Origin of the sequence: Ochrobactrum sp. EDr1-4 (assembly GCF_049199085.1) — a bacterium.
Lineage (GTDB): Bacteria > Pseudomonadota > Alphaproteobacteria > Rhizobiales > Rhizobiaceae > Brucella.
On sequence record NZ_JBLZOF010000001.1, the window covers coordinates 1,218,569 to 1,235,964 of the forward strand.

Genomic DNA, 17,396 nt, shown 5'->3' on the forward strand with positions numbered 1-17,396 from the left:
CAGCATTATTTGCCTGTGTATGATACTGCATGGTTAATGAGGAATTAACCATCGCAAGGCTAGGATCATCCCGATTCATTGCGCCCAGGGCTATCCAAGCCCGAGGGCAACAAACCATAGTTCGGGACAGGCTTTATGCGGCAAGGATATTCGCCCTCATACCCGCTGCGTGACGAGCGGATTTCGGATGATAGACTGCGACTGGTCAATATCTTCCGCAGGCAATTCTATATCCTATTTGGGTTGGCGTTGCTTTCGCTGGCAGCGATGGCTGTTGGCGCGCTCGCCACATGGAACGTGGCTGATCCCAGCCTCAGTCATGCGACGGACAATCCTGTCACCAACGCGCTTGGCTATCCGGGTGCCGTCTTTTCCGACATTGCTATGCAGTTTTTCGGCCTTGCCAGTGTTCCAGCACTTCTGCCGCTTGCAGTCTGGTCGCTGCTGATGATGACGCGCGGTGGTATTGGCCGGATCGCAAAGCGTAGCATCGCATGGTTTGGCGCGGCTTTGTTGTTTGCAGCCATTGCGAGCTGCTTTGCGGTTCCCGAAAGCTGGCCGATGCCGATTGGTCTTGGCGGTGTTTTCGGTGATCTGGTTCTGCGCATTCCCGGCATCTTTTTAGGTTCCTTCCCGCAAGGTGCAATTGCTTCAGGCATTGCACTGGTTCTGGCTTTCCCGGCACTTTGGCTGTGCCTGTTTGCAAGCGGAATCATTGGTCGCGGCAACGCGGCGACTGATGGCGCGAGCGAACGCGGTGCATCGGCTGAAGATGATTATTCGGATTATGAAGATGCAGACGATGAAGCATCTTCTGGTGGCCTCTCTGCGTTCGTTGGTTCTCTTACCCACACGATTTATAGCGCGACCGCAACATTCAAACGTCTGACCGGAATGAACCGTCGCAAGCCGCGCGACGACGAATATGGCGATATGCGCCAAGTGCGCCGCAGTGCAGAAGCGCGGGGCAGTACTCGTCATGAGCCGGGCTTTGGTGGTGCAGCATCGGAAGAACCGCCATTCGATATGGATGGTGATGGTGAAGATATGCCTTTGGCGGGTGAAGAGTGGCACGACGCACCGCCGCAGCGCTCGAAAGCGCGGGTTGGCGAACGTGCGCCGGCACCAAAGAGCGGTGGACGTATTCAGCGTGAGGCGCAGTCGTCGTTCCTGAAAGATGGCGGCGCTTTTGAAATGCCATCGCTGCATTTCCTTGCTGAACCAAAGCTTGTGCAGCGCGATTCATCGCTTTCCAAAGATGCGCTCGAACAGAATGCACGTCTGCTGGAAGGTGTGCTGGAAGATTTCGGCGTGCGTGGCGAGATCATCAATGTGAAGCCGGGTCCGGTCGTCACGCTTTACGAGCTTGAACCTGCTCCAGGCATTAAGTCGTCTCGCGTCATTGGACTGGCTGACGATATTGCACGCTCGATGAGCGCGATTGCCGCCCGTGTTGCTGTTGTTCCAGGCCGCAATGTGATCGGCATCGAACTGCCGAACCAGAAGCGCGAAATGGTTTATCTGCGCGAAATGCTGGCAAGCCGTGATTTTGAGCAAACAAAGGCAAAGCTTGCGCTGGCACTCGGCAAGACGATTAATGGTGAGCCGGTCATCGCCGATATTGCAAAAATGCCCCATGTTCTGGTGGCAGGCACGACGGGTTCCGGTAAATCGGTTGCTATCAACACGATGATCCTGTCGCTGGTCTATCGCATGACGCCAAAAGAATGCCGCCTGATCATGATTGATCCAAAGATGCTGGAGCTTTCGATCTATGACGGTATTCCGCATCTTCTGACGCCCGTTGTGACCGATCCGAAGAAGGCGGTGGTTGCGCTCAAATGGACCGTGCGGGAAATGGAAGACCGCTATCGCAAGATGTCCAAGGTCGGCGTGCGCAACATTGACGGTTTCAATCAGCGCGTTGGCGAAGCCCAGAAAAAAGGTGAGAATATCGCGCGCACTGTGCAGACCGGCTTTGACCGGAACACAGGTGAAGCGATCTACGAAACCGAACAGCTTGATCTCGAACCAATGCCATATATCGTCGTGATCATCGACGAAATGGCCGATTTGATGATGGTCGCAGGCAAGGATATTGAAGGCACCGTACAGCGTCTGGCACAGATGGCGCGTGCGGCAGGTATTCATGTGATTATGGCAACGCAGCGTCCATCGGTCGATGTGATTACCGGTACGATCAAGGCGAACTTCCCGACGCGTATTTCGTTCCAGGTTACTTCCAAGATTGATAGCCGCACTATTCTGGGTGAGCAGGGCGCCGAGCAGTTGCTTGGTCAGGGTGATATGCTGTTCATGGCCGGTGGCGGTCGCATTCAGCGCGTGCACGGTCCATTCGTGGGCGATGACGAGGTTGAGCGTATTGTTCAGCATCTCAAGCTTCAGGGTGTGCCGGAATATCTCGACGCGATCACCGAGGATGAGGAAGAAGACGAAGGTGGCGGTCCGGCTGGAACGTCCAACCTTGAAAACTCCGACGATCCTTATGATCAGGCTGTTGCCGTGGTGCTGCGTGATAAAAAGGCTTCGACTTCCTATATCCAGCGTCGCCTAGGCATTGGCTATAATCGTGCCGCTTCAATCATTGAGCGCATGGAAGAAGAAGGTATTGTCGGTCCTGCTAATCACGCGGGTAAGCGCGAGATATTGGTGCCGACTGAAGACGACTATTAATTCTCAGGATCTCATCGGCTTTTGTGCTGCCATACTGGCGCCTAACTGCCGATTTATTCTGAGACAACGATGAAAAAAGAGAGTTTGCCCATGATGATCTCCCGTATTTCGAGCTTTATGAAAGCCAGCCGCTTTGTGGCCGTCCTCGGATTGGGAGCATTGAGCCTTGGTGTTGTGGCTCCGGCTTTTGTGCCGGTTGCAGCGCAGGCACAGGGCGCAAGTGGTGCTGCGGCTGCACAGCAGATCGCCGATCACTTCTCATCGTTGCGGACGCTCACTGGCGAATTTGTACAGTTCGGCCCTAAGGGTGAACAGACCGGCGGCACATTCTATCTGGAACGTCCGGGCAAGATTCGCTTCAACTATGATAAGTCACCGATCCGCGTGATCTCCGATGGTAATCAGGTTGTCATCAACAATCGCAAGCTCGACACATGGGATATGTATGCGCTCGGCACCACGCCGTTGAAGATGCTGCTCGCTGACCGGATTGATCTCGGCGGCGGACGCCTTCAGAGTGTTAAGCAAGACCCGGATATGACCACGCTGGTCGTGGGTGATAAAACGGCTTTTGGTAATTCGAAGATCACCATGATGTTTGAACCAAAGACCATGGATCTCAAGCAGTGGACCATCACCGATGCGCAGGGCCTCGACACCACAATCATGGTGTTCAATCTTCGCAGTGGCGTTCGCTTTACCGATGACATGTTCAAGATCGACTATCAGCGCATCGCGATGAAGCGTAAGGGCCAGTAAAACTTCACGCTCGATATTTGCATTTGCCGGATAAATCGTTACGTTCGCGGCCATCTTTTGATGGCTGTGAGTCTTATTCCCATGACATTTTCTGTTGCTACCTGGAACATCAATTCCGTTCGCTTGCGTATGCCGCTGGTCGAGCAGTTTTTAAGCGATTATCAGCCGGATGTTCTCTGCCTTCAGGAAACCAAATGTCCCGACGATCAGTTCCCTTCCAAGGGCTTTCGCGCACTCGGCTATGAGCATATCGCGATCAGTGGTCAGAAGGGTTACCACGGCGTTGCAACCATCTCGAAACGTCCGCTGAGCGACGTTGAAAAGGTCGGTTTTTGCGAGATGGGCGATTGCCGTCATTTAAGCGCAGTGGTTGAAGCGGGTGGCAAAAAGCTCCGTATCCATAATTTTTATGTGCCTGCGGGTGGCGATGAGCCAGACCCGGAAATCAATCCAAAATTTGCGCACAAGCTTGGTTTCCTTGAGGAAATGCGGGCGATTGTTGCTGACAGGCAGGATGGAAACTCGTCGATCCTTGTTGGTGATCTCAACATTGCGCCGCTGGAAAACGATGTCTGGTCGCATAAGCAGTTGCTGAAAATCGTCAGCCACACGCCGATTGAAACCACCACGCTTGAAGATCTTCGCGTCAAAGGCGGCTGGAGCGATCTCATGCGTCATGTCATCCCGGCAGACCAGAAAATTTATACATGGTGGAGTTATCGCGCCAAGGATTGGGATGCAGCTGACCGTGGCCGCAGGCTCGATCACATCTGGGGTTCGGCTGATCTGGAAGCGCATATGCAAGGTTTGCAAATCCTGCGCGAAGCGCGTGGCTGGGATCGTCCATCCGATCACGTACCAGTAATTGCGACATTCGATCTGGATTAAACGCACACGCAAGCGTATATAGAGCGAAGTTCAGAAGAGGAGAAAAGAGCAATGGATCGTTCAGCACTGTTTTCAATGACCAGTGTTTTCAACGTTTCCGGGGTTCTTCATGTCTTCTCTTCTCACTCTTCAGGGTATTTCCGCGCTCACGGCTGATGGCCGTACACTCTTTTCCGGCATCAATTTCAGCGTAACCGAAGGCCGTATTGGGCTTGTCGGGCGCAATGGTATTGGCAAATCCACCCTTCTGAAAATCATGAGCGGGGCGTCGCTGCCTGCTAGTGGCACTGTTACGCGCACTGGCCGAATTGGTGTACTTGCCCAGAATATCGGTAGTGATGGTCAGCAGACTGTAGCCGATCTGTTTGAGGCGGGTGCTGTCTTTGACATGCTTGCGCGTATCCAAGCAGGTGAGGGCACTGACGTTGATTTTGAGCAGGCCGACTGGCTGTTGCCGCAGCATTTTGATGAAGCCTTGCAGATGTTCGGGCTTTCGCTTGCTCCACAAACCCTGGTTTCAGCATTAAGTGGAGGGCAACAGACACGGGCAGCACTCGCAGCTCTACTGTTTCAGAAGCCTGATCTTATTCTGCTCGATGAACCCACCAACAATCTTGATCGCGATGGTCGTCAGGCTGTCGCTGACATGCTTGCGAAATGGCAGGGGGCAGCTGTTGTCGTCAGCCATGATCGTGAATTGTTGCGGGGAATGGATGCGATAGCCGAGCTTTCGCAAGGCGCGTTGACGCTTTATGGCGGCAACTGGGATTTCTATTACGAGCGTAAGGAAGCAGAGCGGGAAGGGGCGCAGCGTGATCTTGAGCTTGCGCAGCGCGATGTGAAACAGGTCAGGCTCAAAGCGCAGGAAGCCGCTGAACGGCAGGCAAAAAGCGATGCGCGTGGGAAAAAATCGCGAGCCGATGCGGGCATGAGCAAGCTTCTGCTGGATGCGCGTGCCGATAAAGCGCAAAAGACTGGCGGTCGTGGTGAATTGCTTGCTGAGCGCAATGCAGAGCGCGCACAAAACCAGTTGCGTGATGCGGAAGCAAAGGTCGAACGCAATAAGCCAATGCGTTTTAATATTGAGGCGGCGCTTTCGCCTTCGGGGCGTGTGATGCTCGAAATGCTCAATGTTTCTGGCGGGCCAGTACCGGAACGCCCGGTTATCCGGGACTTCTCGCTGAAAATTGTCGGGCCAGAACGCATTGTTATTCGCGGTGCAAATGGTGCTGGCAAAACCTCGCTTTTACGGTTGATTTCCGGCGATTTGCAGCCTGTTTCGGGTGAGATCAAGTGCTTTGTGTCTATTGCCATGTTTGATCAGCAGATGAGCCTGATGGACCGAAATGCGACGCTCTACGAGAATTTCCGCAGGTTGAACAAAGGTTCCAGCGATAATGATGCTCATTCGGCTCTGGCGCGTTTCTCATTTCGTGGTGAGAGTGCGTCACGTCTGGCAGGTAGCTTAAGCGGTGGTGAATTGCTGCGCGCAGCATTGGCTTGTGTGCTCGCAGGAACGCTCAGACCTGAACTGCTTATTCTGGACGAGCCGACAAATCATCTCGATCTTGATTCAATTCAGGCACTGGAAACAGCACTGAATGATTATGAGGGTGGCCTGCTGCTTGTGAGCCATGATCAAGCATTTCTGGATGCTATAGGGATCGAGCGGATCATTGAATTATGATTTAGTCGCTGCCGCCAAATTGAGGTGCTACTTTTTCAATATCAGCAATCAGTTGCAGCAGGTTTCTGCTGATATGCGCGTGCAGCGAGGCTGCGGCTTCCGGATATTCTTCCAGAATGCGCCGGAACACCGAACGGCTGATGCGGATAACTTCGGTTTCTTCCTCAGCCAACGCACCGGTCATGCGGGAGGTTTGGGCAATCAGCGCCATTTCGCCAAGCATTGCACCGGGGCCGACGGGGCGGATTGTGACCCGCCCTTCGTCGGCATCATGAAACAGGCTGATATTGCCCGATACGACGATATAGCCGCAATCAGCGCTCTGGCCTTCGCGGAATAGTTCACGACCAGCGCGCAGCACAAGACGTTCTGCGCCGAAGGCGAGCAGACGCAACTGTTCAGGTGAGAAAGACTCGAACAGGCCTACTGAGCTGAGAATGCGGATATCGTCATCGAGCGCCATAGCTTGTCATGACACCCGTATCATGCGCTGTCCATCATGGGACAAGTTTGTATCCCCCGCTTTCTGTAACCAGAAGCGATGCATTGGATGGATCCTTTTCAATTTTCTGGCGCAGACGGTAAACGTGGGTTTCCAGCGTGTGTGTCGTGACGCCCGAATTATACCCCCACACTTCCTCAAGCAGCACATCTCTGCCAATGACCTTGTCGCCGGCGCGATAAAGATACTTAATGATCGCGGCTTCCTTTTCGGTCAGGCGAATCTTTCCGCCCTTCTCATCGAGAAGCAGCTTCTGGCCCGGTTTGAACGTATAAGGACCAACGATGAATGTCGCGTCTTCACTCTGCTCATGCTGGCGCAACTGCGCGCGAATGCGCGCAAGCAGAACGGCAAACTTGAATGGCTTGGTGACGTAATCATTCGCACCTGATTCGAGACCGAGAATCGTGTCCGATTCGGTGTCGTGACCGGTCAGCATAATGATAGGAGCCTTAAACCCGCCTTTGCGCAGCAGCTTGACTGCTTCGCGACCGTCCATATCCGGCAGGCCAACGTCCATGATCAACAGATCAACAATGCCGTTGCGCGCCGTCTGAATGCCCTTGGTGGCATTGTCTTCCTGAAGAATCTGGAACTCTTCGCATAGTTCCAGCTGTTCGACGAGGATGGAGCGGAGATCTTCGTCATCGTCCACGAGCAGTATTGTACGACCTGTCATGCCTGTCCTCGTTACTCTTTGATTCAAATAGTGGTTCGTGTTTTATGACATTTAATGGCGATAAGTTGAAGCCGTGAAAAAACAGAGCAGATTTTCAGGCGATCACCCAAACTTTACCAGCAGGCAGAAAACGGAGGCAGGCTTGTCCAGAAATCACAATAACCGCGGAATTGGCATCATAGATGTACGGGCAAAGCCCGGCCATAAAACGCGCGGCCTGCTTGCTGCTGGCAATTTGGTGCTCGAATGTGCGCTTGGCAAGGGGGGAATCAGCGCTTTCAAGCGCGAAGGCGACGGTGCGACGCCACTTTCTTCAATGCGGTTGCTTTATGGCTATCGTCGCGGCGATGCGCGGCAATGGCCTCTCACGCCTTTTCCGTTGAAGCGTGTTCGCAAGCTTGATGGCTGGTGCGATGCACCCAACGACGCCAATTACAATCACCCGGTTAGTCTTCCATTCAAATCAAGCCACGAGAAGATGTGGCGCAACGACGATGTTTACGATGCCTGTATTGTGATGGACTGGAATATCAGCCCGCGCAAACGTGGCTGTGGCAGCGCGATTTTCTTTCATCTTGCGCGTCCAGGTTATACGCCGACAGAGGGCTGCATAGCGTTGAAGCGCGCCGACATGGCGCGCCTCTTACCGCATTTGACGAATAGGACGATTATCCGTGTGCTTCGGTAATCAGAGCGCTATGCGCTCTGATTTTTTTTTACGCACTGTCCTACGCAAAACCGCTTCGCACTTTTGCTGGAAGTGCTTTTAATGTGCCCCTGCCGGAACGATTTTCACTTCATTTCCTTCCACATCGTAGAGTTTACCGTTCTGGATATAATCGCCATCGTGCAGTTCTGCGATCTGGTGGTGGCGAATGATGCGCTCAGTGCCTTCGGCAAAGACTGACATCTGGTTTGAGTTGCCAGCTTTGAACTCGTTGAACATGAGGTTAAGCACGATGGCCATCAATGCAGCCGAGCTGATGCCCGAATGAAAGATCGTCTCAAACCACGTTGGAAAGTGGTGATAGAATTCCGGTGCTGCGATCGGGATCATCCCGAAGCCAATCGAGGTTGCTACGATGATCAGATTGATATTGTTCTGATAATCGACTTTTGACAGCGTGCGGATGCCGCTTGCGGCCACGGTTCCAAACAGAACAATGCCCGCACCGCCGAGCACGGCTGGCGGTACACAGGCAATTACGCGGCCCATCACTGGCAGAAGCCCGAGCGTGATGAGAATAAGTCCGCCCGTGGCAACCACATAGCGGCTCTTCACACCCGTTACGGCCACCAGACCCACATTCTGCGCGAAGGCACTTTGCGTGAAAGAGCCGACGACAGGTGCGAGAATGCTTGATGCCATATCGGCGCGCAGACCATCGCCGAGCCGTCGGGAGTTGACTTTCGTTCCTAGAATTTCACCGACTGCCAGAATATCGGCAGAGGTTTCGACCAATGTCACGATAATCACGATGAACATCGATAGTGTTGCTGCAATGCTGAATATCGGCCAGCCAAAATGGAATATTTCGGGCAAGGCCATCACTGGACCTTCTGCTACACGCGAAAAATCCGTCATGCCGAGCGCCCATGCAACGCCTGTTCCGATCACCATTGCAAGCAGGATCGAGAGGCGTGAAATCGTGGCGTTGCCGATTTTGCTGAGTAAGAGCACAATCAGAAGTGTGAGGCCTGCGAGACCAATATTGCCCATACTGCCAAAATCAGGTGCCTTGCTGTTGCCGCCCATGGCCCAGCGCGCAGCAACGGGCATCAGGGTAAGACCGATGGTGGTAATCACAATGCCGGTGACAAGTGGCGGAAAAAAGCGCGTAACGCGCGAAAAGATTGGCGTGATGAGAAAGCCGATTAATGATGCAGCCATAACCGCACCCAGCACGACCTGAATGCCTGCCTCGCCGGTTTCGGCAGAAGTTACAATGGCAACCATTGTGGCAACACCAGCGAATGATACGCCCTGCACCAGCGGAAGCTGGCAGCCAAAAAATGGAATGCCGATGGTTTGCAAAACGGTTGCAACGCCGCCTGCAAAAAGCGAAGCGGTGATCAGCAGGCCAATTTCGCTGGCGCTCAAGCCTGCCGCCTGACCGATAATCAACGGCACGGCGACAATGCCGCCATACATTGTTAGAACATGCTGAAATCCATAGGCAAGATTGGCGGCGACGGATAGTTTTTCGTCTTCAGGACGCGGACTGGCCATCATCCCTGTTGGGTGTGCATTCACGATTATTCCTCCCGATGTCTCTCCTCAAAGACAGGGGGCGAGTATATCCCTCATGCGCAGACTGACTGCATTGCTTTTGCTTGAAGTTGTTTTCGGCTTTAGCGGCCTAATGCTTTTGCCCTACGCGCACCTTTGTCCGAAAACCGTTTCACACTTTTCGGGATGCGCTCACACCGACGCTTCGCGCATGGCATCACTGAGAACGGTATAGATATATGGCTCTATCGATTGCGCAACGTTGAAACGAAGATAGCGCGTGGCACTGCGCGATGGGCTGAATACGTCGCCGGGCGCGAGAAGAACATTTTTCTCAAGCGCATAGGCTGCGATGCGGCCTGAATCCATGCCTTCGGGTAATCGCGCCCAGAGAAATATCCCGCCTTGTGGCTCGGTCCATATTTCAAGTCCGGTAGCCTTCAGTCGCTTAGCGACCAGCGTCATAGCATCGGCGAGCTTGGCGCGCAGGCTGTCGATGTGGCGGCGATAGGTGCCGTCAGTTAGCAGTGAATGCACGATTTGTGCCGAGACAGTATTGCCCGCAAATGTGCTTGCAAGCTTGAGATCGGTCAATCCATCGATCCAGTCGCGACGACCGGCAATATAGCCAACGCGAGCCGCAGCCGAGAGCGTCTTTGAAAAACTGCCCATATGCAGCACGCGATCAAAGCCGTCGAGTTCGGCAAGAAGTGGTGTTGGCGATGGATGAAAGTCGCCAAAAATATTATCTTCAACCAGTGTTATGTTATGGATTTCCGCAAGCTTCAGCAAACGGTGTGCAATGGCAGGTGTCATCGTGCCACCTGTGGGATTATGCAGTCCTGCATTGGAAATATAGAGCTTCGGCGCGTGTTCCTCAGCAGCCTTTGCAAAGGCCTCCAGATCGGGGCCAGTATGCGCATAAGGGATGCCAATAAGCTTTACGCGATGTGAGAGAAGCGCTGCCTGAAAATTAAAATAGCAGGGATCGTCGACCAGCACGGTATCGCCAGGCTGCAACAGAAAGCGGAAGATGAGATCAATTGCGTGGGTGCCTGAATCGGTCAGCAAGATATCGCCGCCGGACATATCGATGCCCTGTTCAGACAGTTTGCGCGCCAGATGGTTGCGCAAAGGGCGGAAGCCAAGAGGTTCGCCATAAGTCGTAAGATTGCTGTTCTCATCGCGGGCGATTGCGCGCATGGCACGACGAATGCCTTCAAGCGGCAGCCATTCATCGGGTAGCCAGCCACAACCGGGCTTATAAGTCTCGATATCAGCTTCAAGAGATTGGCGCATGACCCAGAAAGGGTCAATCTGCCGGTCTTTGTGGGGCGTGGTTGCGGCAACGGTAAATGGTTGGCGTCCGCGCTCAGACACATAAAAACCTGCACCCCGGCGTGACTGAATAACACCTTCAGCCACCAACCGGTCATAGGCTTCAACCACAGTGGATTTAGAGACATTCATGGTTTCGGCCAAGCGGCGGATCGATGGCAGACGCGCTCCGGGCGCGAGGCTCATGGCAGCAATGCGGTCACGAATGATGGTCATGACTTTGTCAACGAGCGAGATTTTTTCAGCGTTCGTTTTCTCTTCGCTGTTTCCGCCAAGATAGGCTGCTTCCACTGCTTCAAGACTGCGCAACAGGCCCGTTGAAATCATCTGTACCATCCTTCGTATCAGTACAGTTTAGCAAAATTGTACGGAAACTGTCTCTGCTTATTTTGCCGAATTCACGACACTTTGCCAGAATCATCTACATGAAACTGCAACAGATCGAAAAGACATATGAACAAGACTGCGGGTTGGATTAACGGATTTATTGGCGTTCTTATTTTCAGCGGGTCACTGACAGCCACGCGTTTGGCCGTCATTGATATAGACCCGACTTTTTTAACTATGGCACGAGCTTCGATTGCGGGCCTGTTGGGGCTCGCGCTACTGCTCGTTTTCCGCGCGCCATTTCCGAGCCGAAATGACGTTGTTTCGCTGATTGTAGTGGCGCTTGGTGTGGTGGTGGGCTTTCCATTGCTAACAGGCATTGCGCTGCAACACATGACCTCGGCCCATGCGATTGTCTTTATCGGCCTGCTGCCTTTGGCGACAGCTGTGTTTGCCGTACTGCGCGGCGGCGAAAACCCACGGCCGCTGTTCTGGCTGTTCTCGGTTGTGGGTAGCGCTATTGTTGCGTCTTATGCTTACGGGCAGGGGAGCCAGTCAACATTGCTGGGCGATGTGCTGATGCTCGGCGCGATCATTGTCTGCGGGCTGGGTTATGCAGAAGGCGCGAGCCTTTCTCGCAGACTGGGTGGCTGGCAGGTGATTTGCTGGGCGCTGGTGTTTTCGTTGCCAGTGATGCTGCCGCTCAGCATTCTAACCCGTCCAGAAACATGGGCTGGAATCGGCGTTATGGCATGGGGCGGGCTTGCCTATGTAACGCTGTTTTCCATGCTGATTGGCTTTTTCTTTTGGTATCGCGGCCTTGCGCAAGGCGGTGCGGCAGCCGTCGGACAGCTGCAATTGTTACAGCCATTCTTCGGCCTGATGCTGGCTGCATCGATTGCCGGTGAACCGGTCAGCATGGGCATGGTTTTGACAGCTGGTGTGGTGGTGCTTTGTGTGGCTGGTGCGAAGAAATTCGCCTAGGTAACGTTAAAAAAACGTCCAGACAGTCGTACGTTTGACTTCTGCATCCTCAAGCGCACGGGTGACGGGCACTGTGTAAACGGCAAGCTGCTCAAGCCGGTCTTTGGGCAGATAGGAACGGCCCGGATCACCAACAATGATGCGGGCACCGCGTTCTGCCAATTTTGAAAACCAAGGGATCAGACGATCCGCGAGCGGCTTCTCGTAAAACACATCACCCGCAAGCACGACTTCCCAGCCATGATCCTGATCGATCAGGTCGGTGAGTGTCGGGGTGATAGTAACGTTGTTTGCAGCCGCGTTGATTTCGATAGCTGGCAGCGCAAATGGATCAATATCGGAAGCCTTAACGCTTTTTGCGCCCGCTTTCATGGCTGCAATGGCAACCAGACCTGAGCCGGAAGCGAAATCCAGTACAGTTTTGCCGAAGACCGTTTCCGGGTGATCAAGAATATGGCGCGCAACGCCCTGACCACCCGCCCAGGCAAAGGCCCAGAAAGGCGGCGGCAGGCCGATGGTTGCCAGTTCTTCCTCGGTCTTATGCCAAAGGTCATGCGCTTCATCGGCCAGATGGAGATTGATTTCCGGCACGTGCGGCGGCGCTTGCAGGCCAGTATTGGCCAATATGAAATCACGCGTCGCCTTATGTGCCGGATCAAGCATTAAATATCTTTAGCGTCCAGTCCGCCCATGCGGCAGACTTCAATCCATTCATCTTCCGTCACTGGTTGCACCGAAAGACGCATGGATGTAACGAGCGCCATCTTTTCGAGCTTTGGATTGGCTTTCACGTCTTTCAATGTGACAGGCTTTGGCACATCGCGCACAGCTTTGATGTCCACGCAATCCCAACGCGGATCGTCGGTGGTGCTGTCGGGGTGCGAAAGGGCGCAAATCTCGACAATGCCGACTACTTCCAGACCTTCGTTAGAATGGTAGAAAAAGCCTTTATCGCCGATCTTCATGGCGCGCATGTTGTTGCGTGCCAGATAGTTGCGCACGCCGTCCCACTGTTCGCCTTGTTCGCCACGGGCTTTTTGCATTTCCCATGACCATTTGAATGGTTCAGACTTGAACAGCCAGTAAGCCATGATCTGCCCTTATGCGTTTGCTGGATTGTTAATCGCCCAGTTCCATGGGCGCACGGTTACATCAGCAAAAAGTCCAGCCAGTGCGTAAGGATCATTCGCGCCGATCTTTTCAGCTTCGGCTTTGTCGGCTGCTTCTACGACAACGAGGCTGCCATTTGGCTTGCCGTCTTCACCAAGGAATGGGCCTGCAAATTTTAGCACGTCACCAAGGCCTTTAAGATAGTCGAGATGGGCCGGGCGCGTATCAAGGCGCACTTGCAGATGATCGGGCTTGTCGTTGCACAGAAGAGCAAAAAGCATGTTATTCTAACCTTCTTGTTTGGGCATGATCTGGTCCGAAATGGGCTTCCCACTTTTCGGGATCATGCCTTAATCCTCAGTCTTGAGTGGTCGGTTAAGAAGCGCTGTTACGGCTTCATCAATCGTGATTTTTCCTGCAAGAAGTGCCGCAACTGCCGAAATGATCGGCGCAGGCACATCATGTTGTCTGCAAAGCTCAGCAGCAATCGGAGCGGTTGCCACGCCTTCTGCCAGCGGGCGGTTGGTGAGGTCTTCACCACGGCCGATTGCCAACCCGTAGGAATAATTGCGCGATTGCGATGACGAGCAGGTCAGCATCAAATCGCCAAGGCCTGAAAGACCCATGATGGTTTCTGGCTTTGCGCCCATGGCCTGCGCAACACGGCGGAGTTCGGCAAATCCGCGCGTAACAAGGGCTGCTTGTGCGCTGGCACCATAACCGCGCCCGATGGCAGCACCTGCTGCAAGCGCCAGCACGTTTTTAAGCGCTCCGCCGATTTCAACACCTTTGAGATCAGTGGTTGAATAGCAGCGGAAGGCGGGACCAGAGAGCATCGCCGCCAGTTGATCGGCAATGGCTGCATCTTCGCAAGCAATCGTCACCGCTGTTGGCAGGCCACGCGCCACGTCCGTTGCGAAACTAGGACCGGAGAGTGCGCCTATTGTGTGGTGTGGCAGAACTTCCGCCACCACTTCCGACATCAGTCGTCCGGTGTCGCGCTCAATGCCCTTGGCGCAGAGAATAACAGGAGCTGATTGTGGAATAAGTGCGCTTAATTCCAATAGCCCTTTGCGCATCGCCTGTGCGGGCAGGACAACAAGAACTGCGTTGGCATTTTCAAGTACTGCTTTGGCGTCCGTGCTGGCGTGAATGCCTTCGGGCAATTCGATCTCGCCAAGATAAGCAGGATTGCGGCGCTGGTCGTTCACATGGGCGACGGTTTGCGCATCGCGAGCATAAAGCCATGCGTCGTGACCGCTGATGGCTGCCATGGCTGCAAGAGCGGTTCCCCATGCGCCGCCGCCTAGCACCGCAATTTTAGCTCGCTCGCTCATGCTTTTGCTCCGCGTCGCCCGGTGCCGAACATGGGTGTCGATTTTTCATCAAGCGGCCAGCGTGAGCGCGGTGCGATGTTAAGCGAATCAGGAGCTTTGGTTGCAGCGCGCTCGGCGCCTGCCCATGCGATCATTGCTGCATTATCGGTGCAGAGATTGAGCGGCGGTGCGATGAAGCTGAAACCGTGCTTTTCGCAAAGCTTTTCCAGAGATGCGCGTAAGGTCTTGTTGGCCGCAACGCCCCCCGCAACGATTAGCGAGGGGGTAGCACAATCCGGGAACTCTTGCTTGAACCGCTCTAGCGAGCGCTTCACACGATCTGACAAAGTGTCGGCAACAGCATCCTGAAACGATGCGCAGATGTCGGCTACATCCTGATCAGAAAGCGGGCTAAGTTCCGTTGCAGTCTGCCGCACGGCTGTCTTGAGGCCTGAAAATGAGAAGTCGAGCCGTGCTTCACCCTTGAGTGGCCTTGGCAGCGGGAAACGTTTCGGGTCGCCCTGCATTGCCATGCGCTCAACCGCTGGACCACCGGGATAAGGCAGCCCCATCAGCTTGGCGGTTTTGTCGAAAGCTTCGCCCAGAGCATCATCGATTGTTGTGCCAAGGCGTTCATAATCGCCAAGACCACGCACAAGAACCATCTGCGTGTGACCGCCGGAAACCAGCAGCAACAGATAAGGAAACGGGAGGTTGTCAGTCAGTCGAGCAGTGAGCGCGTGGCCTTCTAGATGATTGACCGCATAAAACGGCTTGTTCGCTGCCATGGCCATGGCCTTGGCAGTCATCAGGCCAACAATCAGCCCGCCGATAAGACCTGGACCGGCAGTCGCGGCAATTGCATCCACGTCTTCGAGCTTCACATTGGCGTCTTTGAGCGCACGTTTCACGAGCTGGTCGAGCGCTTCAACATGGGCGCGGGCGGCAATTTCCGGCACCACACCACCATAAGGTTCGTGTTCGGCGATCTGGCTGAGCACCACATTGGACAAAATATGCCCTTTGCCGCTATCGTCACGTTCAACGATGGCGGCGGCTGTTTCGTCGCAACTTGTTTCTATTCCAAGAACGCGCATTTGCGGTTAGACCCTGCTTGTCTCGTAATCTTACGTAAATATTTTAGAAACCCGGTATCATGGACGGCGCGATATGCAAACAGCATCCTTGAAGATTGGCACTAGAGGCAGCAAGCTTGCGCTCGCGCAGGCCTATGAAACCCGTTCCCGTCTGATTGCCGCGCACGGCCTGAGCGAAGATGCGATTGAAATCGTGCCGATGTCCACTGCCGGAGACCGCATTCAGGATCGCCCGCTGTCGCAGGTTGGCGGCAAGGGGCTGTTCACCGAAGAGATCGAAGCAGCGCTGAAAGATGGCCGTATTGATCTGGCTGTGCATTCCACCAAGGATATGCCGACAGTTTTGCCGGAAGGTCTTCATCTTTCCGCATTCCTTGAGCGCGAAGATCCTCGCGATGCTTTTGTTGGCCGCACGTCTAAGCGTTTTCTTGATCTGCCGAAGGGTGCAGTGGTCGGTTCGTCTTCGTTGCGCCGTCAGGCGATGATCAAGCGGCTTCGTCCCGACCTTCAGGTGGTGATGTTTCGCGGCAATGTCCAGACGCGTCTGCGCAAGCTTGAAGAAGGCGAAGTGGATGGGACATTCCTCGCCTGTGCTGGTTTGCGGCGGCTTGATTTGGCAGATGTGATTACCGACTTGCTTGAGCCATCGGTGTTTCTGCCTGCGCCCGGACAGGGTGCAATCGGGATTGAAACCCGTATTGGTGATGAAAAAATCGACGCATTGTTAAAGCCGCTGGCGCATCATGATACGCATGTGGCGCTGGCCTGTGAGCGCGCATTTTTGGCGACGCTTGACGGCTCCTGCCGCACGCCAATTGCCGGTCTTGCGATTGTGAATGGTGACACGATTTCATTCCGTGGCATGATTCTCACACCGGATGGTCGTGAGGCGCATGAAGTCACAGCAGAGGGTTTGGCATCGGATGCAGCTGAGCTTGGGTCAGATGCCGCCAAGCGCGTGCGGGCGCAAGCGGGTGCCGATTTCTTTGAGGGCTGGGAGTAACATTGACAGCAGAGCACAAGACCGGAACGCGCGGTTCAGTTCTGATAACAAGGCCTGAACCATCGGCATCCGTGACGGCAGCAAAGCTTGCCGCACTCGGCTTTTCGCCGGTTTTGATGCCTTTAAGCCGTACTGTTACTCTGGAATTTTCTGTCGAGAATCAATCCTTCGACGCGCTTACTGTAACCAGCGCCAATGCCTTCCGGCACGTGAAGGATGAGTTTCTGAAGCCTTATAAATCGCTGCCGCTGTTTGCTGTCGGTGAAGGCACGGCGCGCGCTGCGCGTTATGCGGGCTTTGAGAGGGTTATCGAGGGCGGCGGCGATGCCGTTCGTCTGGCGTCGTGTATGGCAGAGCATTTGCCGGAAGGCGCAAAGGTTTTGTATCTCGCGGGGCGGATACGTCAGCCGATCTTTGAAGAGCGAGTATTGCAGGCTGGCCTCAAAATGCAGGTCTGCGATGTTTATGACGTTGAGCAGATTGGCTATTCCGAAGAAGAAGTCAGAGCGCTTTTGCCCAAAAGTCTATTTGTCGCGGTTCTGCTTTATTCGGGCGTTGCGGCCCAATATTTTGCCCGGATAATGCCGCAGATTGAGGCTGCATTTGGCTCGGATACGCGGTTTTTGTGTATTTCTGGCCGCGTTGCTGAGCAATTACCAGAGACATGCAAGGCGCAGGCGCTCATAGCAGACCATCCTGACGAGCAAGGAATTTTTCGTTTGTTTTCCAAACTTTGACTCTTTTGAGCGCAACCTTCCTTCATCTCGCGATTTTATCTGATA

General features: G+C 54.1%; 17 protein-coding genes. 8 read left to right on the plus strand and 9 right to left on the minus strand.

Annotated elements, in window-relative coordinates; translation table 11 throughout:
* The first annotated feature begins 135 nt into the window (after positions 1–135).
* The 4 genes from ACOZHT_RS06000 to ACOZHT_RS06015 all read left to right on the plus strand — a co-directional run bounded on the left by ACOZHT_RS06000 (position 136) and on the right by ACOZHT_RS06015 (position 6,028).
* Positions 136–2,694 carry a DNA translocase FtsK gene (locus ACOZHT_RS06000; protein ID WP_339509006.1) on the plus strand — a complete coding sequence of 853 codons (2,559 nt, stop codon included), beginning with the start codon at positions 136–138 and terminating at the stop codon, positions 2,692–2,694.
* Between the two features lie 90 nt (positions 2,695–2,784).
* The gene (locus ACOZHT_RS06005; RefSeq protein WP_339509005.1) at positions 2,785–3,453 is read left to right on the plus strand and encodes an outer membrane lipoprotein carrier protein LolA; all 669 of its coding nucleotides are present in this window, start codon (positions 2,785–2,787) and stop codon (positions 3,451–3,453) included.
* Positions 3,454–3,534: 81 nt separating this feature from the next.
* Positions 3,535–4,341 carry an exodeoxyribonuclease III gene (locus ACOZHT_RS06010; RefSeq protein WP_421565374.1) on the plus strand — a complete coding sequence of 269 codons (807 nt, stop codon included), beginning with the start codon at positions 3,535–3,537 and terminating at the stop codon, positions 4,339–4,341.
* Between the two features lie 109 nt (positions 4,342–4,450).
* Entirely contained in the window at positions 4,451–6,028 is a 1,578-nt protein-coding gene (locus ACOZHT_RS06015) for an ABC-F family ATP-binding cassette domain-containing protein (protein ID WP_339509003.1), read from the plus strand.
* A 1-nt stretch (position 6,029) separates the two neighbouring features.
* On the opposite strand, the gene ACOZHT_RS06020 is transcribed toward ACOZHT_RS06015, so the two are convergent.
* Complete coding sequence (locus ACOZHT_RS06020; protein WP_339509002.1) at positions 6,030–6,491, minus strand: Crp/Fnr family transcriptional regulator; 462 nt, start codon at positions 6,489–6,491, stop codon at positions 6,030–6,032.
* Positions 6,492–6,525: 34 nt separating this feature from the next.
* Positions 6,526–7,209: a response regulator transcription factor gene (locus ACOZHT_RS06025; protein ID WP_339509001.1), complete on the minus strand. Its 684-nt coding sequence runs from the start codon at positions 7,207–7,209 to the stop codon at positions 6,526–6,528.
* 142 nt (positions 7,210–7,351) lie between these two features.
* On the opposite strand from ACOZHT_RS06025, the gene ACOZHT_RS06030 reads away from it, so the two are divergent.
* On the plus strand, positions 7,352–7,897 hold the full coding sequence (locus tag ACOZHT_RS06030; protein WP_339509000.1) for a L,D-transpeptidase: 546 nt from the start codon (positions 7,352–7,354) through the stop codon (positions 7,895–7,897).
* 78 nt (positions 7,898–7,975) lie between these two features.
* Here the strand turns inward: ACOZHT_RS06030 and ACOZHT_RS06035 are convergent, their stop codons facing one another.
* On the minus strand, positions 7,976–9,442 hold the full coding sequence (locus ACOZHT_RS06035; RefSeq protein WP_339509503.1) for a nucleobase:cation symporter-2 family protein: 1,467 nt from the start codon (positions 9,440–9,442) through the stop codon (positions 7,976–7,978).
* Between the two features lie 189 nt (positions 9,443–9,631).
* Positions 9,632–11,104, minus strand: a complete 1,473-nt coding sequence (locus ACOZHT_RS06040) for a PLP-dependent aminotransferase family protein (RefSeq protein ID WP_339508999.1) — start codon at positions 11,102–11,104, stop codon at positions 9,632–9,634.
* A 126-nt stretch (positions 11,105–11,230) separates the two neighbouring features.
* On the opposite strand from ACOZHT_RS06040, the gene ACOZHT_RS06045 reads away from it, so the two are divergent.
* The gene (locus tag ACOZHT_RS06045; protein ID WP_339508998.1) at positions 11,231–12,088 is read left to right on the plus strand and encodes a DMT family transporter; all 858 of its coding nucleotides are present in this window, start codon (positions 11,231–11,233) and stop codon (positions 12,086–12,088) included.
* 6 nt (positions 12,089–12,094) lie between these two features.
* Here the strand turns inward: ACOZHT_RS06045 and ACOZHT_RS06050 are convergent, their stop codons facing one another.
* The 5 genes from ACOZHT_RS06050 to tsaD form a co-directional block, all read right to left on the minus strand.
* Entirely contained in the window at positions 12,095–12,751 is a 657-nt protein-coding gene (locus tag ACOZHT_RS06050) for a methyltransferase (RefSeq protein ID WP_339508997.1), read from the minus strand.
* Positions 12,751–13,179: an EVE domain-containing protein gene (locus tag ACOZHT_RS06055; RefSeq protein WP_339508996.1), complete on the minus strand. Its 429-nt coding sequence runs from the start codon at positions 13,177–13,179 to the stop codon at positions 12,751–12,753. The genes ACOZHT_RS06050 and ACOZHT_RS06055 overlap by 1 nt, the downstream gene beginning before the upstream one ends.
* 9 nt (positions 13,180–13,188) lie before the next feature.
* The gene (locus ACOZHT_RS06060) at positions 13,189–13,479 is read right to left on the minus strand and encodes a YciI-like protein (RefSeq protein ID WP_112814527.1); all 291 of its coding nucleotides are present in this window, start codon (positions 13,477–13,479) and stop codon (positions 13,189–13,191) included.
* Between the two features lie 69 nt (positions 13,480–13,548).
* Positions 13,549–14,535, minus strand: coding sequence for an NAD(P)H-dependent glycerol-3-phosphate dehydrogenase (locus tag ACOZHT_RS06065; protein WP_339508995.1), 987 nt, complete (start codon positions 14,533–14,535; stop codon positions 13,549–13,551).
* Positions 14,532–15,611 carry a tRNA (adenosine(37)-N6)-threonylcarbamoyltransferase complex transferase subunit TsaD gene (gene tsaD, locus ACOZHT_RS06070; protein WP_339508994.1) on the minus strand — a complete coding sequence of 360 codons (1,080 nt, stop codon included), beginning with the start codon at positions 15,609–15,611 and terminating at the stop codon, positions 14,532–14,534. The genes ACOZHT_RS06065 and tsaD overlap by 4 nt, the downstream gene beginning before the upstream one ends.
* Positions 15,612–15,684: 73 nt before the next feature.
* Between tsaD and hemC the strand changes: the two genes are divergently transcribed.
* Both hemC and ACOZHT_RS06080 read left to right on the plus strand, forming a co-directional pair.
* A complete protein-coding gene (gene hemC, locus ACOZHT_RS06075) occupies positions 15,685–16,614 on the plus strand; it encodes a hydroxymethylbilane synthase (RefSeq protein ID WP_339508993.1) in 930 nt (309 codons plus the stop codon).
* Between the two features lie 2 nt (positions 16,615–16,616).
* Positions 16,617–17,351 carry a uroporphyrinogen-III synthase gene (locus tag ACOZHT_RS06080; protein ID WP_339508992.1) on the plus strand — a complete coding sequence of 245 codons (735 nt, stop codon included), beginning with the start codon at positions 16,617–16,619 and terminating at the stop codon, positions 17,349–17,351.
* Positions 17,352–17,396: the final 45 nt, after the last annotated feature.

What these genes read in the sequence shown, in the direction of transcription:
- tsaD (WP_339508994.1), bottom strand. Translation starts at nt 15,611, where the DNA reads ATGCGCGTTCTTGGAATAGAAACAAGTTGCGACGAAACAGCCGCCGCC.
- ACOZHT_RS06020 (WP_339509002.1), bottom strand. Translation starts at nt 6,491, where the DNA reads ATGGCGCTCGATGACGATATCCGCATTCTCAGCTCAGTAGGCCTGTTC.
- ACOZHT_RS06000 (WP_339509006.1), top strand. Translation starts at nt 136, where the DNA reads ATGCGGCAAGGATATTCGCCCTCATACCCGCTGCGTGACGAGCGGATT.
- ACOZHT_RS06065 (WP_339508995.1), bottom strand. Translation starts at nt 14,535, where the DNA reads ATGAGCGAGCGAGCTAAAATTGCGGTGCTAGGCGGCGGCGCATGGGGA.
- ACOZHT_RS06015 (WP_339509003.1), top strand. Translation starts at nt 4,451, where the DNA reads ATGTCTTCTCTTCTCACTCTTCAGGGTATTTCCGCGCTCACGGCTGAT.
- ACOZHT_RS06045 (WP_339508998.1), top strand. Translation starts at nt 11,231, where the DNA reads ATGAACAAGACTGCGGGTTGGATTAACGGATTTATTGGCGTTCTTATT.
- ACOZHT_RS06035 (WP_339509503.1), bottom strand. Translation starts at nt 9,442, where the DNA reads ATGATGGCCAGTCCGCGTCCTGAAGACGAAAAACTATCCGTCGCCGCC.
- ACOZHT_RS06050 (WP_339508997.1), bottom strand. Translation starts at nt 12,751, where the DNA reads ATGCTTGATCCGGCACATAAGGCGACGCGTGATTTCATATTGGCCAAT.
- ACOZHT_RS06005 (WP_339509005.1), top strand. Translation starts at nt 2,785, where the DNA reads ATGATGATCTCCCGTATTTCGAGCTTTATGAAAGCCAGCCGCTTTGTG.
- ACOZHT_RS06055 (WP_339508996.1), bottom strand. Translation starts at nt 13,179, where the DNA reads ATGGCTTACTGGCTGTTCAAGTCTGAACCATTCAAATGGTCATGGGAA.
- hemC (WP_339508993.1), top strand. Translation starts at nt 15,685, where the DNA reads ATGCAAACAGCATCCTTGAAGATTGGCACTAGAGGCAGCAAGCTTGCG.
- ACOZHT_RS06040 (WP_339508999.1), bottom strand. Translation starts at nt 11,104, where the DNA reads ATGATTTCAACGGGCCTGTTGCGCAGTCTTGAAGCAGTGGAAGCAGCC.
- ACOZHT_RS06025 (WP_339509001.1), bottom strand. Translation starts at nt 7,209, where the DNA reads ATGACAGGTCGTACAATACTGCTCGTGGACGATGACGAAGATCTCCGC.
- ACOZHT_RS06010 (WP_421565374.1), top strand. Translation starts at nt 3,535, where the DNA reads ATGACATTTTCTGTTGCTACCTGGAACATCAATTCCGTTCGCTTGCGT.
- ACOZHT_RS06060 (WP_112814527.1), bottom strand. Translation starts at nt 13,479, where the DNA reads ATGCTTTTTGCTCTTCTGTGCAACGACAAGCCCGATCATCTGCAAGTG.